Below are 16,826 nucleotides of genomic sequence, written 5' to 3' on the forward strand. Positions count from 1 at the left end.
CTTCAGTCAAGATTACTTATTTTTTTGCAAGTCTCGGTCATAGTTTAAGCGCTTAGCTGCGTCGAGTGTCAGCATTTGCATGAAAGCTTTAACTTCCGCGTCACTACCTACAGGGGCGCCGCCGGTACCACTGCCGCCAAATACGGTAGTAGGGACTTTACGTTTAGAGAAGGCATCAGCCCAGATTTTTTGTATTTCGATCTCGGCATCGAGTTTTTGCGCAAGTGCATTATCAGCCTCTAGAATAACCTTCTTTTGATAAGCTTCTGCTTCTGCCAGCGTCCGTTTAGTTTCCGCTTCAGTTTTTGCCTTTTCGAAGTTTATTTCGGCAGTTTCTTTGGCGATTGCTGCTTGGGCTTTTAATTTTTCTGCTGCTGTTATCGCCAGTTGTTTGTCAGTTTCTGCTTCCGTCGTTTTTTGAATTTGTTCGACCTTTGCTTTAGCTTGACGTTCGGCTACTTCACGTTCACCGCGGGCTATTGCAAGTAGCCTTTGCTCTTCTTCTTGGACTCGCTGTTCACGAGCAATCGCTCTATCTGCGGATGCTTTTTGTTTTAATTGCATTCGCTCAACGAATTTTTGATTTGGACGCATGTCTGTTACTAGTGCCGATACGACAGTAATACCATAGTTTATGAATCGTTGCGTCTTTCGTCTTGGCAAGCCATTTTCATCGAGAACTTTTTGCACAACAAATGCTGTTTTTGAATCTTCGCCATAAGACTCCTGTTCGGTTCCGAGAGCCGCATTCGCACTAGCTTTGGCTTGGCGAGTGGATTTGACTTGAATTTCTTCTCGTTTAACAAGGTAAATACCGTTATTCATTTGATCTTCAAATTCGCTGTTAAACTGGGTACGACCGCCGGAGTAATATTCCTCTGCACTCATCAGTGATGCATTTGCTTGGAGCGTTTCTTTAAAGGCTGGCATGAGTGCTGTTCTGAGGAGGTTTTCTGGAGAGCGGTATTCATGCGCAAGTTTTAAAATGATTCTTTATCAGAGGGGATTGCAAAACGTACTGTCGCTTGCGCATGAGCATCTACTTGATCAAGGAACATAATACTCATCGGCGGAAGGCTCGCCGAAGTGTTATCAGAGTCTTTTTCTGCTCGAATCGCGTTACCAGAAGCGCCTTGAATCGCCTGCACTGTCATGGCTCTTTTCCATGAGTTATATCGGCCAAAGGGATAAAATTTATAGCCAACTTCGGTAACCACTTCTTCGTCTCCGAGAACCGTTCGTACATGGTAAATATATCCTGGTTCCGCGTAGAAGAAAGAGTTTAACGAGACGATGCTGACAACCGCAATAATCACGGCCGCAACCGCAAGTTTAAATATTGAGCCATTTGTCGTAACTTTTGTTGATAATTCAGACATAACTATCTCCTAAATGTCTTTTTTATGTTTTATTTAAATGAGACCAACGGGTGATAGCTTTCATTGGCTCGTCAAATTTCTGGTTTAACGTATGAAATGACTATCTATTCCGACCATTTTATTGGTTATTTCAAGTATCATAGCGTGATGTGAATCTTTTATTAACCAAAAATCAATCTGTTATGGCTGAAAACTATGTTGATGTGAACCGTTACAAGGTAGGCGCTAATCAGGTCTTGCTTGAGAAAGATCCGGTTGCGGAAGAAGAGCCGCTACTTATTCAGCTGCGACAACAGGAACAGACGCAAGTTTTTAGTCTTACTATGCGAACGCCGGGCGAAGACAAAGAGCTTGCCTTTGGATTGCTCTTTTCGGAAGGAGTTATCAAAGGTAAAAACGATGTTGAGTCACTTGACTATTTGCTAGATTCGTCAAAAGAACCAAAGAATATTCTCGAAGTGAGATTGAGTGATAAGGTCACTCTAGAAACAGCACGTTTCGAGCGTCATCTTACAAGCTATTCGGGATGTGGTCTGTGTGGTAAAACCAGCCTGCAGGCGCTAGAATTAAAGCAGTCGAGAGCGTTTAAAACGCCAGATTTGAAGCTTAGCAATCAATTGGTTAAAACGCTCAAAGAACTGCTCGCAGAACAGCCCTTGTTTTCATTGACTGGCGGTGTTCATGCGGCGGGACTGATTTATATTCATGATGGCAAGTTAGCGACTGAAAGCGCTCCCTTCTTTGAAGATGTTGGGCGACATAACGCCCTTGATAAGCTTATTGGTCATGAATTGCTCAACAATGACCTAGCGCAAAGTGGTTTGTTGGTACTCTCGGGTAGAATAGGGTTTGAATTAGTCCAAAAAGCGATTATGGCAGGCTTTTCAACCATCATTGCGTTGGGCGCGCCGAGTCACTTAGCGATCCGCGCAGCCAATCAGTTTGATGTTGCGTTGATTGGGTTTGCTAAGGATAACAGCTTTAATTTGTATACTTCACATCGTGAACTGATTACAACTTAAATTGCTTTGTCATTACGCTAAGACTTTAAAGTCGACGGAAAAAGCGGTCTCCATAAAATACAATAGTAGCCGCAAAAGTATTGCAGACACAGGACCAGAACTATGTCAGAGAATTTAGCTAAGTTGTCTCAACGAAAAGGACTTGAGAACAACTTGTTTGAAAACATTATTAAAACTGAAGGCGATCCTGTTCGCTTAAAGGCATTGGCTGAAGACTATAAGATCGGCGACGCAAATGTTTATGGTGCGGCAACCGCATATGACTTCATTCAAGGAGAAAACGCCAACAAAAAAGCGTATGTCTGTAATGGTTCATCTTGTCTTTGCGCAGGTACTCAGAAAAACGTTAAGAATAAGTTGTTAGAAAAATTGGCTGAGGAGGATATTGGTCATGTGTGCTGTTTAGGGCGCTGTCATGAGAATGCGTCGTTTCAAATTAGCGGCATCAACTATTCCGGTTCAGATATTGAGCAGCTTGAAGAAATACTCAATCAAACTCATGATTCGGGTGAGCACTATCCCGTTGAGTGTCTTATGGATAAGCCGCTTTTGACCGAAACCATCGCAGACTTCCCGAGTTACTACGCACTTTTTACGAGGCTTACTCAGACAAGTTCACCGGCTGAAATTTTACAAACAATTATCGATTCTGGATTACGAGGTCGAGGCGGTGCAGGTTTTCCGACCGGCATAAAGTGGAAAGCCTGTGCGGATGAGGTGTCAAATGAAAAGTACATTGTTTGTAATGCCGACGAAGGTGATCCTGGCGCTTATACCGACCGCTATTTAATGGAACAACGGCCACATGCCGTTTTGTTCGGTATGTTAATGGCAGGATATTTAGCTGGTGCAAGTTGGGGTGTTTTATATATTCGCGATGAGTACCCTCAATCAGTCGAACAAATCCAGCAAGCGATTAATGAATTTCAATCGTTGAATTTACTTAAAGATCTTGATTTCAATTTTCAATTTAAAATTGTTCGCGGCGCTGGCGCTTATATTTGTGGTGAGGAAACCGCATTGTTACGATCACTGGAAGGTCAAAAGCCAATGGTCTCTGTCAGGCCTCCATTTCCAACTGTAAAAGGTTTATTTGGCCAACCAACCATTTTAAATAATGTCGAGTCATTTGCAGCTATCCATTGGATTTTGGAAAATTCAGCTGAAGCTTTCTCTACTTTAGGAAACGGCCGATCGACAGGCTCTAAGTTGTTATCACTAGATAGTAGTTTTAATAATCCGGGCATTTATGAGGTTGCAATGGGAGAGAAGCTATCTCATGTTATTGAACAAGCGGGTGGCTTTAGCAAACCCGTCAAAGCACTTCATATTGGCGGTCCACTCGGTGGCTTAGTGCCCGCAGAAAAATTTGCCGAGTTAACCATAGATTTCGAATCTTTTGATGAGCAGGGGTTTTTATTAGGTCATGCTAGTATCATCGGAATTCCTGAGCAACAAAATATTGCCGAGTACATCCATCATCTTTTTGATTTTACTGCCGCAGAATCTTGTGGCAAATGTTTCCCATGCCGTTTGGGTGCGACACGAGGCAAAGAAATGTTTCGAGATGCGATTTCTGGTGAACATAAGCTTGATAAAGTGCTGTTAGATGACCTATTAGAAACTATGGAGAAAGGTTCGTTATGTGCATTGGGTGGCGGTGTTCCATTGCCGGTTAAAAATGCCTTGCAGTATTTTCTTCCTGAGATAGAAAGTTTGTTTGAACCAAGTTCACTCAACAAAATTGATGTGGTGGAGGTTTAGCGATGACTAAGAATCCGATACTCGATAAGATAGCCTTTATAGATGGGCAGCCTTATCAAATTAAAGCGAATGAAACTATTTTAGAATTCGCGCAGCGAAATAATTTTTCGATACCGACTTTATGTGATGATTCACGCTTAGAGTCTTTCGGCGCATGTCGAGTTTGTTCTGTTGATGTTGCGCTAAAAGCTGATGGGCCGAGCAAAACGATGGCCTCATGTCACACGCCCATCGCTGAGGGTATGCATATTCAAACTCAGTCACCCTCGATTCAAAAATTACGCAAAAATATCATTGAGCTTGTCTTAACGGATCATCCGTTAGATTGTTTAACCTGTGAATCCAATGGTAACTGCGAATTGCAAGATGTTGCCGCCGAGGTGGGAATTCGAGAAGTTCGTTACAAAAATGCGGCTGATCATAGTCATTATGAAAAAGACACATCGCATCCTTATATGCGAAGCGATCTTTCTAAATGTATTAACTGTTATCGATGTGTTCGCGCTTGTGATGAAATTCAAGGTGAATTTGTGCTTGGTATTGAAGGGCGTGGATTTGACAGTAAGATAATTAAAGGCGCTAATTTATCCTTCGACGATTCTGCATGCGTCTCTTGTGGCGCTTGTGCGCAAACCTGTCCAACTGCAGCGATTAGTGATGTATTCCAGAGCAAATCGGTTGAAGCACAAGAAAAAGTACGAACCGTATGTTCATACTGTGGTGTAGGTTGCAATTTAGAAGTTGGCGTTAAGAACAACGAAATTCTCTCAATTACCGCGCCAGAAGATGCAGAAGTTAATCAAGGGCATACTTGTTTAAAAGGACGTTACGCCTGGCGCTTTTATAACCATCCCGATCGATTAACCTCACCCTTGATAAAAAAAGAGGGGCAGTTTGTCGAAGCAAGTTGGGATGAGGCTTATGATTTAATCGTCGAAAAGCTCGGCTCGATAAAATCGGATTTTGGGCCAGACGCCATTGCTGGAATTTCCTCATCGCGATGTCCAAACGAAGAAAACTATTTAATGCAAAAATTAATGCGTGCGGTGATAGGGACTAATAATATCGATTGTTGTGCCAGAGTGTGCCATTCACCAACCGCACATGGTATGCAACAAAGTTTTGGCACCGGAGCGGCGACAAATTCTATTGAGGACCTCGCCAAAACTGATTTTATTATGGTCATTGGTGCTAACCCTACATCAGCCCATCCCGTGACAGGCGCAAAAATTAAACAGAAGTTAATGAAAGGGACACCTGGAATCGTCATTGATCCAGTAAAAACTGAAGTCGCGGAGTACGCCACCTATCATTTGCAGCTCCGCCCGGGAACGAATGTTGCTGTATTAAATATGATGGCACATTACATCATTAAAGAAGGGTTGGTTGATCAGCAGTTTGTCGATACCAGAACTGAAGGGTGGCAGGATTATCATGATGCTTTAATGAATTTAGATATAGACCGGATGGAAGCGCTTAGTGGTGTCGATCGCGCTTTAGTTCGTGACGCAGCGATCGCCTATGGCAAAGCGGAAGCCGCAATGAGTTTTCATGGTCTGGGGGTAACGGAACATTCGCAAGGGTCGCGTTCGGTTATGAGTATTGCGGATCTTGCTATGATGACAGGGAATATCGGTCGCGAAGGCGTTGGTGTTAATCCATTGCGCGGTCAAAACAATGTCCAAGGTGCTGCAGACATGGGGTGCCAGCCACATCAAGGTGCTGGTTATATGTCGGTGGAGGATCCTAAGTGGCAAGAATATTACACTGAAAAATATGGTGTTCATTCACCCACTCATGCCGGTTTAAAAATTCCGCAAATGTTTAATTCAGCAAAAGCCGGCACCTTAAAAGCTTTATGGATCATGGGAGAAGATGTCGCCCAAACCGATCCGAATACTCATCACGTGGTGGAGAGTTTGAAAAATTTGGATTTTTTGATTGTTCAAGAGATCTTCTTTAGTGAAACCGCCAAGCTTGCTGATGTCATTCTTCCCGGAACATCATTTTTAGAAAAGTCAGGTACTTTTACTAATGGTGAACGACGAGTGCAAGCGGTGCGAGAAGTTGTTAAACCCTTACCTGGGACTAAAGTTGATGGTCAGATTATCATCGATGTTATGAACCGGATGGGCTATGCCCAACCTGATTATCAACCTGACACTATGTTAGCGGAAATTGCTGACGTTGTCCCTTTCTTCGCCGGTGCCAAATGGAATGAGTTAGGCGATAATGGTAAACAATGGCCAATCTTAGCTGATGGTTCAGAGACTAAAATCTTGCACACCGAAACGTTTAAGCGAGGACTTGGTAAGTTTCATTATTTTGACTTTGAAGAGTCAAAAGAAATTGAAAATCATGCAACCAGCTTTCCCTATATATTGACTACTTCAAGAATACTAGAGCATTACAATTGTGGCACGATGACTAGACGCACTGACAATAAACAAATTGTGAGTGAAGATATATTGTTAATCAATCCACAAGACGCGCGGCAGAAACAGATCGCACATGAGTCGATAGTTCGGTTATTTTCATCACGTGGTGAAGTTAACCTCAAGGCCCATGTTAGTGATAAGGTCAAACCTGGTGTTTTGTTCACGACATTTCATTTTCCCGAGTTAATGGTCAACAACATTACGAGCGACGAATGTGACTTAGAAACCCTTTGCCCAGAGTACAAAGTCGTTGCTGTTGATGTAGAAGCGGCATAATAATACGCTGCTTCTTGTTAACCAATATTTTATCGATACTTGTATATTGGTATTGTTTTGCTTAAGTCTTGAGACGATTAACTTGATAGTGAGCAACTAGCTTGTTGAGTTGCTCTTATCGTTATCCATGTCTCGTTCGAGAGTTGGCCAAGAATCTTGCTCGATGATAAGTTCATTAAATCGATTTGCTTCAAAAGTAGGGTGGTCGATGCCGCTCGCAAGTTGGTCATCGTAATCAGCTAAAACGCTTTTACCGATTTTAAATAGAAAAACAAGCGCGATTAAATTGCTCATTGCTAACAGCCCCACTGCAAAATCAGCCAATGCAAAAATCGTGGTTAACTCTTGAAGCGAGCCCCAAACAATTTGTACTAACACAATAATGCGAAAGAGATTAAATAGTTTTTGATTTTCATTACTAAAAAAGTTTAAACCATTCTCACCGAGATAATAGAGATAAAGGATGGTGGTAAACGCAAACAAGGTCAATGCCAAGGTGACGAAAATCCCTGACCAATCACCAATATGTTCAGCGAGCGAAATTTGGGTAAGCGCGATACCGCCAGTTTCGGTACCGTTCAAATAGCCATCAGAAAGCAAAATTATCATTGCCGTGACAGTGCATAAAATCATTGTATCAATAAAAACCGAAAAGGACTGGACAATACCTTGATTAACTGGGTGTTTGACATGAGCAATCGCGGCGACATTTGCGGCATGTCCTAAGCCAGCTTCGTTAGAAAACAACCCTCGTTGCACACCCATCAGAATCGCAGCGCCAAAACCGCCGCCGATAGCTTGCTCTAAACCGAAGGCACTCCGAGCTATTAAAATAAATACATCAGGCACTTTCTCTAAATTGCTGCCGACAACAAAGAGTCCGAGTATCAAATAGCCAACAGCCATAAAAGGAACAATCCATTCTGCGACTTCGGCAATTCGTTTGATTCCACCGAAAATAATGACTGCAGTGACTAGCGCCAAAACAACGCCACTATAAATAGGCGAAACCCCAAAACTTTGCTCAAAAGAAGACGCCATCGTGAAAGACTGGAGTGCGATTAATGCCGAACCGACGCTTAATGCGAGAAGTCCTGAGTAGAAGGTTCCCATCCATTTTTGCTTCATTCCCTTGTGCATATAGTAAGCGGGTCCCCCACGATAAGTGCCGTCGGATTCTGCTTTTTTAAAGACCTGCGCTAACGTGCATTCAAAAAAGCTAGTCGCCATGCCAATTAAGCCAATAATCCACATCCAAAAGATAGCACCTGGCCCACCGAGGGTTATTGCAACTGCGACTCCAGCGATATTACCCGCGCCAACGCGCCCAGCAACACTCACTACTAATGCCTGGAAAGAACTAACATGACCTTTTTCATGCTGTAAGCCATGTCTAAAAACCCGGAACATACGCTTGAAATACCGAAATTGTACGAAGCGTGAGGCGACGGTAAACCAAACACCAACGCCGATGAGTAATAGAATGAGTATTTTACCCCAAAGTAAACCGTTGAGAGTCGCTAGCATTATTCTTCTCTTTGTGAATCAGTGATTATTCGATCTTATATTTTAATCAGTCTACGCAACAATCACTAAGTCGGACCAATAATCAAAGTGCATGTTTAGATTCTTAGTTCGTTTTAATTGTGCTTAAACCTAACCCTTTATTAAGACGCATGGCGTTACTAGCAGCAAACCCATGCAAAACGTTAACCTGATGAAGTTCTTCTTAATATTACTGATGCTTGTTATCTCAGGCTGTGCCAGTTACACCACTCCTGGGGGACCAGCAAAACTTAGTGAATTGTCTGAAAGTTCAATTAATGAACTCATGGCCAATCGTCCCGCTGCCGCTTTTCCTGCCAATATTGCGCTCGTGAGAGTTCAATCGTCGAGTTACAGCGCTTATCGCGCTCAAGTATATGGTCAAGGACGGTATAGCGTAGTCTATGTGAGAGATTCTGAAACTGAAGCGTATCTCAATCAATTATCTGAAATGAAAGGTGTTCATGGCGTTGCAGCGATCAATCGCATGTTGGTCCCGCAAAACTTAGATTCATTATTATCTTTACGACAAGCAGCAGCGCGTTTAAAAGCGGATATTTTACTGGTTTATACTTTTGATACTCAGTTTCATGTTGGCGAGCAGAAACTAGCACCATTGAATACGATTTTATTAGGCATGCTAGCGAATAAAAAGGTATCCGTTAATACAACTGTCTCTGCAGCGTTTTATGACGTAAGAACCGAGTATTTATACGGTATTACCGAAGCTTCGGTCGATGACTCAAAGTATTCGAGCATTTGGGGAGAATCTGCTGCTGTTGATGATTTGCGTCTCAATAATGAAAAACGGGCGCTAAAAAAATTAGTCGATGGAATTGAGACGTCTTGGGAAGATATCCTTAAAGCATATCAACCGGTCGAATTTGATACCACGGCGAGTGTTGATTAATCCTACTGTTATTATAAGGATTCATTGATGCCGTTTTGTTTTTTCAAATGGATTTAAATTTTAAGGTTAATTAAATTTTTCGAGGCTCTCATGAAAATCTTTATTTTACTACTAGCTGCACTAAAGTCAGGGGCGCTACTCGCTTGTTCGTGTATGTATCAAGATCCTCGCTCTAAAGAGCAAATAAAATCTTCATTTGATCGTGCCGCGGCAGTAATTATTGCAACGGCAGTCGAGGTTGAAAACTTAAATCCAGTAAACCAAGCTATCCAATCCGAAGACTATCCCGAGGTTTATAATTTTGAAAAGCAGAGAACGACTTTTTCATTAGTACAGTCTTTTAAAGGTGATAATAATCGAGAGATTGTCACTGAAATTGATATTCGTTGCTGTTTATGTGGGGTCACCTTTCAAGAAGGGGAAACCTACTTATTATATTTATATCGCAGCGATTCGGAAGATAACAAAAACTTTTATACGAGTTCTTGCAGCCGGACCAAGTCACTCGTTTCATTAGAGAGTATTGAGTACGGTTATCTAGAAGAGCTGAGCTATGCTGCAAACGAAAAACCTCAGCAACAATAACTATATTTAGTCAAATTTTACCGTTAATCTTGAGAAATGCTTACTCTCAAAATGGAATAGATCCATTGAAACAAAACCAAATGCTTTCGCAAAAAATACGTCGGGTACACTGGCAATACGGGTGTTAAAGTAAGTTACCGCATCGTTGTAGCCTTCGCGCATCAGTGAGATCTCGTTTTCAAGATCGATAAGCCTATTCATGAGTTTAACATTGAGCTTATGAGATTTAAGTTCTGGGTAGTCTTCCGCTTTAGCAATCATCTGCGTTAGTACAACCTGTTCTTGTTTGAGTTGCGCGGATACTGAGTCAAAGTTGTCTGTTTTAGTGACGTAACTGGTTCTAAGTTCCGTCAATTTTTTGAGTAATACCTTTTCATGTGAGAGGTATTTTTTGACGATTTTCTCTAGATTGGGAATCAGCTCTACTCTTTTTTGTAAAGAAACACCGATATTAGAAAGGTTGCGCGCAGCTCTCTGTCGCAGAAAAATCAAATCGTTGTAATGCAGTATGAGTATTATTATAGACATATACACTGGCGCAATTAGTGCAGCCATTAAATAGTCTGCGGGCGAAAAACTGCCTTGCATTCCTAAGTAAAATAACGCGGCGAAAATAATCGCTGAAAATGCCGCGGTTAAACTAATCATGCCAGTTTGAGCTTTGCGTAACATTATCGCACGCTCACTAAAGTTGGTGATTAAGAAAGGCTTGTCTTCTTTGTTGCTTCGAAATACAAGTTTATCTCCTACATCGCGGTCGATTTTTGTATGCCCAAGAACATATACCTCATCATCGAGGCGAAGAACTTTCTCTGTGTATCGATATTGTCCACGTCTTTCGACTTTCTTATGCTGAGAGATGACTTCGGCATGAAGTGGCATAACCTTGATTTGTCCATGCGCGTCTTGGCATAAAAAAGGTTTAAAATCGATTCGCTTTTCTATCGTCACCCACTCTGTTTCTTTGCCTCGTTGACGCTTTTCTTCAACCTTATAGAAGTACCAATAGCAGCGTGTATTAGTTAATGGACTGCGCAATGGCGACTCTTCAGCGATTGGCTTAATGCGTCCCTTTACTTCTGACAAACCAAAAACTACCCCAGAAGTTTTTGACGTAGGAATGTTTTCGATATGGCGTTTTAGCCTAATCAATCTGAATCCAAGCCAAGTCATTAATATGCAAATTGCCAGACCTACACCAATAGATATCTGTGGCAAGATGCCATCTGTTTTGGTTTTTTGATAATCAAGTAGCCGGCTCGTGACTCTCGATTTTGATGGGGCAATTAAACTATCAAATAATAATTCATTGGGTTCGGTGTACAGGAAGGCAATCAGATTGTTAGGAAATACTTTAAGCTGCCTAAGGTACTGTTTCTCTCCATAGGCGATGTTTTCTAAAATTTCATTAGTAATATTGAGCGTTGTTTGAGACAGGTTTTCCGCTGAATTAACCAGACGAGAAGCGTCGTGTGTCGATTGAATATCGAGGCCGGTCAGTTGGTTAATTCGTAAGATTGAAGCGGACATTTGAGTTTTAATTCGAGACTGCCCTGATAGGACATCGTCATATAACATTGATATGCCTAGATGCGTCAATGGGATGAATACTGCTAGAGACAATAAAATGAGAAACGCGAGAACTCGGTGAATACTGAGCCCGCTCGTAAGAAAGAAAACCGCTAAGGCAATCAGCGATATTCCCCCAGCAATCATCAGTATGATGCTCATTCCAATAGAAGATTTCTCATAGCTCTCATCATATTTTGAAATCGTTGGAGTATATTGTCCTTTATCTAAGAAACTAAGATATTGCGTCGCGGCGGCTTTTCTTAAGTAAGCCATCACAAACACGTGATCATCAGGCTCAATTCGCCATTCAGTGTGTCTAACATCACCGTAGGTATCTTGACTAGTGATGGGGAGAGAAAAGTGAATATCAGTATCGAGTAGTGTCGAAACGTCAACGTAGATTTCGCCGGTTTTATCTTTTAAATAGAAATTACTCGCTTGTGAATTTTCAAATTTAGTATCCCAATACCGGTTGCCATCTGAATCCACTTCCTCTTCCTCATAGCGATAAAGATAGTAGATACTGGGTATCTTGTAATGACGACTACTGACATATTTGTCAGCATGACTAACGGTTGCGTTGATTTTTACCTCCCCTGGAATTGCCGCAGCAATGGAAGCGTTTGGTAGACGATCAATTTGGCGGATTTTTTGAATAGAATCGAAACCATAATTCGCTAAAGTCCATCCGCCGACGGAAAAGATAACGGCAATAAATAATAAAAGAATTTTTACTAATGGGTTATCTGTATTCATTTTTGTCATCGATTGTTTGTGTCATTGGTCATCAACTCGTCATTCTACACTGACATTTTGCCGCTAAGTTTAGGTAATCAAGTACAGCATTGTCTAGTCATTAGACCGCTGCTGATTAGTTTAGAATCATTCACGAGATTTTATTAACGACCGAGTTCTTTAATTATTCAAGTTGAAAGCTAGAATCTTCAACGCTAGATGTTACAATAATTCAATCGACCTCTTGTTATCGATTGATATTGGGCTATGGAAATAAAATTACGCAGAAATCTTGGCGATTTTGGTCCGTTTACGGGCTTAATTGGGCGCTGGTACGGTGAAACCGGTAAAGATGTATCTCCAGAGGAAGATGGCAGCACGGAACTCAACGACTACCAAGAGACCTTAACATTTGAAGCGATAGAAGATGTCGATAATGCTGAGGAACAAGAACTAGTTGTTGTCCGATACGAGCAAGTTGTTATTCGAATTCGCGATGGCAAAATGATTCATAATGAGTCGGGTTATTATTCGTGGGATGCTAAACAGTCTTTATTAATGAAGAGCTTTTCGATACCGCGAGGGGTATCAGTCGTCGCTGGTGGTAAAGTTGTTAATTCGAGTGATGATATTTTATTCTCGGTATCAGCGTCAAACCAAAGTCAAGATTGGCGCATTGCAGAATCCCCTTTTATGCAACAAAAAGCTAAAACATTAAGCTACGATTTCATCCTTCGATTAAGCGGAGATACGTTAAGTTACTCTCAGCAGATTCTACTTGATATTTACGGCAATGAATTTCAGCACAGTGATGAAAACCAACTTAAACGAGTCAGTTAACCTGTCACGAGTCAATTTTTAATCAGTTCAGCAAACGCTTTAATAATTTTTCTGTAATCGCCTTGTCTAATTTTATTGAGTTCAATTTCACTCAGAAATGAGTTGGACACTGTTTTTGGGTCGACATAACCCATTTCCCAGTCGTTATAGCTTCTTTGTTCTAGTTCCGTATAGCTCACTAATTTGATATCGTAATGCCTTGCATCATGACAGATAGACTGAAATAACGGGTTGATAGCATTTGAGCACCCCTCAATGAGCTGCATAAACTGCTGGTTGTAATAAACTAAAACTCCCGTTATTCCAAGCTCTTTATTCTTTGCATATGCGCCCTTTAATATTTCTTGCACGTCGTGTTCGTCGAGCGTTGAAATTGAGCGGCTTGTGTAAACCAATTCAACCAGATGATCTTTAGAGTGAGTCATTGGTGGGCCTCCTAGCAATAGAAGAGTTGATTAAGAAAGCAGAATCGATATGACCTCGCATTTGTTCTGTTTGGCTCACAAACAAGTGGCCGCCAGGATTGAGTTGTTGAAAAAGATTGTTGATTAAAGTTTTTTTAGTTTCTTCGTCAAAATAGATTAAAACATTTCGACAAAAAATGATATCAAAGGAATCTTTGAGTTTAGATGAGAGAATGTTATCCACGCTGAATTTGACATGTTCTCGTAAGTCCTTTTTTATCATGCATAGGCCTTCAGCGTCGTCTTTTCCCTTAAGCATGTACTTTTGTAAATAATTCTGAGGCACATTCTTGGCTCTTCTTTGCGAATAGAGCGCGCGCCTGGCTGTTTCAATCGTACCTTCCGCAATATCGGTGCCGATAATCGTCCAATTTGCTTTGCTACCAAAATACTCCATACACTCCATTGCGATAGAAAAAGTTTCTTCACCAGTTGAGCATGCGGCCGAGAGTATATCTAATTTCTTGCCTCTAAATTGAGGAAAAATTATTTGTTTGATAAAGTCAAAATGTTGCCCTTCTCTAAAAAAATAAGTTTCATGAGTCGTGAGAAGGTCGATAAAGTGTGCCCACTCTGGGTGGTTTTTTTTGAGCGATTCTAAATAGCTGAAGTAATCATCGATTTTACCGATATTTAGCTCTCTTAGACGACGATTGAGCCTTGATTGAACCAGCATTTGTCGATTATCACCGAGCTCTACGCCGGTCTTATCTTTTAACCATTTTCTCGCTTTGAGGTAACTTGCTTGAGAAATCTTGGTCATAAGTTAGGCTGACGCTTGGGCTTCTTCGTCATCTTTTAGGGACTCGAGCAACTCGATTAATTGCTGGAGGTCGAGTAACTTGTCGACATTGAGAATAAGATAATCATCACCATCAATTCGAGTCATACCTTCAATGAGTTCAGCTGCAATACTATGACCAAATTTAGGAGGAGGGGCGACTGATTCATGCTCGATCTCCAAAAAATCACTCACTTCATCGATGATAAGACCAACAGTAACGTTATCATCTTCGCTATGGCATTCGGTGACTACAATACAAGTTTTCTCAGTAATCTCGATGTCTTTATCGATCACCAATCGTTTCGCCAAATCGATCACGGGAATGTATTTACCTCTGAGGTTCAGTACGCCATGGACGACTTCGGGAATTGTCGGTACCTTAGTGACCGGTTGATAGCGAAGAATTTCAGATATCACATCGATGGCAAGTAAATAATAGTCGCCAGCCAATGAGAATTTGAGTAACTTCATCTTCGTCTTAGTCTCTTCAGACATGATTAAAACTCCTCAAAAGATGACTCATCCCATTCATCGCCATCAATATCAGGCTCGGCATTCCGTTTTGAGTTTTTACTCGATGAAGGACTCGAGTGTATTTGAGGTTTAACGATTTTTATATTGCTAATGGAACTGCTCACAGTGTCTTCGCCAGTATTAAAAAACTCGACCGCGGTGTAAAGCTCGCGAGCTCTCTCGGTCAAGTTCTCACTGGTCGCAGCAAGTTCTTCACTCATTGCGGCATTTGACTGGGTGGCAGAATCCATATGTTGAACGGCTTCTTTAATTTCATTGATACCAACCGCCTGTTCTGATGAAGCTTGTGAGATTGATTGCACAAGTTCAGCGGTTTCCTCGATTTCAGGTACCATGTTGCCAAGTAGATGACCGGATTCCTCGGCGATCTCTCGACAACGTTTGGCAAGCTCATTGATTTCACCTGCAGACTCTCTACTAGACGCTGCTAATGCCCCGACTTCATCGGCAACAACCGTAAAGCCTTTACCATGTTCACCAGCTCTTGCTGCTTCGATAGATGCGTTTAAGGCGAGAATTTTAGTTTGATAGGCGATGTCTTCAATCAGCGAAACCTTTTTAGTGATTGCACGCATCGCTTCAACAGTTTCCATTACCGCGCTACTGGTTTCGGAGGCGTTTTTCGCCGCTGAAGTCGCTATTGCTAGCGTTTTATTCGCACTTTCAGCATTACCTTGGACCGCAGCACTTAACTCTTCCAATGCTGCCGCCGATTCTTCTAGGTTTGCCGCTTGTTCAGTCACTGAAGAACTTAAACTCATAGATGCATCACTAATTTCTGGTGCAGCCTGGGCTACGTCGGATGTATTCGATTTAACGCCTCTGATAATATTCAGTAAATCTTGGCGATAAGAATCTATATATTCTGAAATGTCACCAAATTCGTCTTCAGAGTTTTTCTTAAATTCAATATCAAGATGACCTTCACTCAAAGACTTCAGTGTTTTGCTCACGTTACTAACGCTTTGTCTTACTTGTTCTACTACGGTGTAAGTAATGAAAATGGTTGCAAATAGCGCTGCCAAAGTACCTATTACGGTCCAGATTAAAATGTTCTTTAAACTTGATAAGTTTGTCGTATTATATTCTCTGGATTCGTTCCCTAAACTAATTTCTTTGTTTCTTTTTAAGTCGATTACTTTTGTCGCCGCGCCAAACCAGCCTGGGGAATCGACACCAAATCCGCTATCTTTTTCAGTAGCGATAGCGCGCATAGATTGAACTTCTCCATAAGCAGAGTTTGATTCTATATCAACGATGTCTCCCATTGAGTCTTTACCAAGGTACAATTTCATAATTGACCAATAGGTTTCGGATTCTGCATTGAGTTTAATAAAACGGCTTTTTTGTGGTCCTTTAAATTCATCCTGGGCAAAAACGCCGCTCATCAAACCCCGCTCTAAGCCTGCTTTTTCTTTGCTTAGGGTGACGTTCCACAATGCATTGGCGCCATTAGCTGTGATTCGAGACGGCGCGTGAGAAACTGCGTAGGCATTAATGGTTAGGATTTTTTCGATAATAGCCGTATAGGCTGCAAGAGAAGTACTGACATTGTATTGAAATGCATCAACATTTGATCGAACGTTATTCACTTCTGACAAGCCTGTAATCACGTTTTCAATGAGCGTTCGCGTTTCCTCACGAAGTGCATCTTTTTCACTTTCGAAATCAGCTTTGAAAGCGGTAATCATATCGTTGACTTTAATCCGCTGCGCTGGAAGCTCTTGCTGAAATTTTTGTCCATTAGAGCCAATAAAGCTTGCGGTCATGCCTCGTTCTTTTTGCATGTCATGAATGATACTGAGTCCAGAAATACCAATCTCTGACACCGCGCTAAACTCAGAATAATCTTGATAAGCATCGTAGCTTTCAATCACTCGTTCAACCGCTAACCAAAGTAGAATCAACACCGGTAAAGCAATCAGGTAAATTAACTTTCTTTTTACTGGTTGATTGGCTATGAATTGTCTCAGCATTT

At 41.5% G+C, this 16,826-nt stretch carries 14 protein-coding genes; 6 read left to right on the plus strand and 8 right to left on the minus strand.

Features of this window, described 5'->3' with window-relative positions:
- Positions 1-12: 12 nt before the first annotated feature.
- Both FLL45_RS18905 and FLL45_RS23055 read right to left on the minus strand, forming a co-directional pair.
- Positions 13-930 (minus strand): SPFH domain-containing protein, encoded by a 918-nt coding sequence (locus tag FLL45_RS18905; RefSeq protein ID WP_246075858.1) that lies wholly within the window; start codon positions 928-930, stop codon positions 13-15.
- Between the two features lie 50 nt (positions 931-980).
- Positions 981-1,379 (minus strand): hypothetical protein, encoded by a 399-nt coding sequence (locus tag FLL45_RS23055; RefSeq protein ID WP_246075859.1) that lies wholly within the window; start codon positions 1,377-1,379, stop codon positions 981-983.
- 182 nt (positions 1,380-1,561) lie between these two features.
- On the opposite strand from FLL45_RS23055, the gene fdhD reads away from it, so the two are divergent.
- The 3 genes from fdhD to fdhF all read left to right on the plus strand — a co-directional run bounded on the left by fdhD (position 1,562) and on the right by fdhF (position 6,879).
- Positions 1,562-2,401 carry a formate dehydrogenase accessory sulfurtransferase FdhD gene (fdhD, locus tag FLL45_RS18910; RefSeq protein WP_142943619.1) on the plus strand — a complete coding sequence of 280 codons (840 nt, stop codon included), beginning with the start codon at positions 1,562-1,564 and terminating at the stop codon, positions 2,399-2,401.
- 102 nt (positions 2,402-2,503) lie between these two features.
- Entirely contained in the window at positions 2,504-4,165 is a 1,662-nt protein-coding gene (locus FLL45_RS18915; protein WP_142943620.1) for an NADH-ubiquinone oxidoreductase-F iron-sulfur binding region domain-containing protein, read from the plus strand.
- 2 nt (positions 4,166-4,167) lie between these two features.
- Positions 4,168-6,879 carry a formate dehydrogenase subunit alpha gene (gene fdhF, locus FLL45_RS18920; RefSeq protein WP_142943621.1) on the plus strand — a complete coding sequence of 904 codons (2,712 nt, stop codon included), beginning with the start codon at positions 4,168-4,170 and terminating at the stop codon, positions 6,877-6,879.
- Between the two features lie 96 nt (positions 6,880-6,975).
- Here the strand turns inward: fdhF and FLL45_RS18925 are convergent, their stop codons facing one another.
- On the minus strand, positions 6,976-8,406 hold the full coding sequence (locus tag FLL45_RS18925; RefSeq protein ID WP_142943622.1) for an alanine/glycine:cation symporter family protein: 1,431 nt from the start codon (positions 8,404-8,406) through the stop codon (positions 6,976-6,978).
- Between the two features lie 172 nt (positions 8,407-8,578).
- Here FLL45_RS18925 and FLL45_RS18930 point away from each other — a divergent pair, with 172 nt between their 5' ends.
- Both FLL45_RS18930 and FLL45_RS18935 read left to right on the plus strand, forming a co-directional pair.
- Entirely contained in the window at positions 8,579-9,334 is a 756-nt protein-coding gene (locus FLL45_RS18930; protein WP_142943623.1) for a hypothetical protein, read from the plus strand.
- 90 nt (positions 9,335-9,424) lie between these two features.
- A complete protein-coding gene (locus FLL45_RS18935; protein WP_142943624.1) occupies positions 9,425-9,919 on the plus strand; it encodes a hypothetical protein in 495 nt (164 codons plus the stop codon).
- A gap of 6 nt (positions 9,920-9,925) precedes the next feature.
- On the opposite strand, the gene FLL45_RS18940 is transcribed toward FLL45_RS18935, so the two are convergent.
- The gene (locus FLL45_RS18940; protein WP_185964550.1) at positions 9,926-12,247 is read right to left on the minus strand and encodes a LemA family protein; all 2,322 of its coding nucleotides are present in this window, start codon (positions 12,245-12,247) and stop codon (positions 9,926-9,928) included.
- 246 nt (positions 12,248-12,493) lie between these two features.
- On the opposite strand from FLL45_RS18940, the gene FLL45_RS18945 reads away from it, so the two are divergent.
- Positions 12,494-13,066, plus strand: coding sequence for a heme-binding beta-barrel domain-containing protein (locus tag FLL45_RS18945; protein WP_142943626.1), 573 nt, complete (start codon positions 12,494-12,496; stop codon positions 13,064-13,066).
- A gap of 11 nt (positions 13,067-13,077) precedes the next feature.
- Here FLL45_RS18945 and FLL45_RS18950 read toward each other — a convergent pair whose 3' ends face one another.
- Genes FLL45_RS18950 through FLL45_RS18965 form a run of 4 tightly spaced genes read right to left on the minus strand, consistent with a single transcriptional unit; the run spans position 13,078 to position 16,824 of the window.
- Positions 13,078-13,491: a BLUF domain-containing protein gene (locus FLL45_RS18950; protein WP_142943627.1), complete on the minus strand. Its 414-nt coding sequence runs from the start codon at positions 13,489-13,491 to the stop codon at positions 13,078-13,080.
- On the minus strand, positions 13,478-14,293 hold the full coding sequence (locus FLL45_RS18955) for a CheR family methyltransferase (protein WP_142943628.1): 816 nt from the start codon (positions 14,291-14,293) through the stop codon (positions 13,478-13,480). The genes FLL45_RS18950 and FLL45_RS18955 overlap by 14 nt, the downstream gene beginning before the upstream one ends.
- Before the next feature lie 3 nt (positions 14,294-14,296).
- Positions 14,297-14,809, minus strand: coding sequence for a chemotaxis protein CheW (locus FLL45_RS18960; protein WP_142943629.1), 513 nt, complete (start codon positions 14,807-14,809; stop codon positions 14,297-14,299).
- Positions 14,810-14,811: 2 nt separating this feature from the next.
- Positions 14,812-16,824 (minus strand): methyl-accepting chemotaxis protein, encoded by a 2,013-nt coding sequence (locus FLL45_RS18965; protein ID WP_142943630.1) that lies wholly within the window; start codon positions 16,822-16,824, stop codon positions 14,812-14,814.
- Between the last annotated feature and the right edge of the window lie 2 nt (positions 16,825-16,826).

The sequence above is a fragment of the Aliikangiella marina genome, assembly GCF_007004765.1.
Lineage (GTDB): Bacteria > Pseudomonadota > Gammaproteobacteria > Enterobacterales > Kangiellaceae > Aliikangiella > Aliikangiella marina.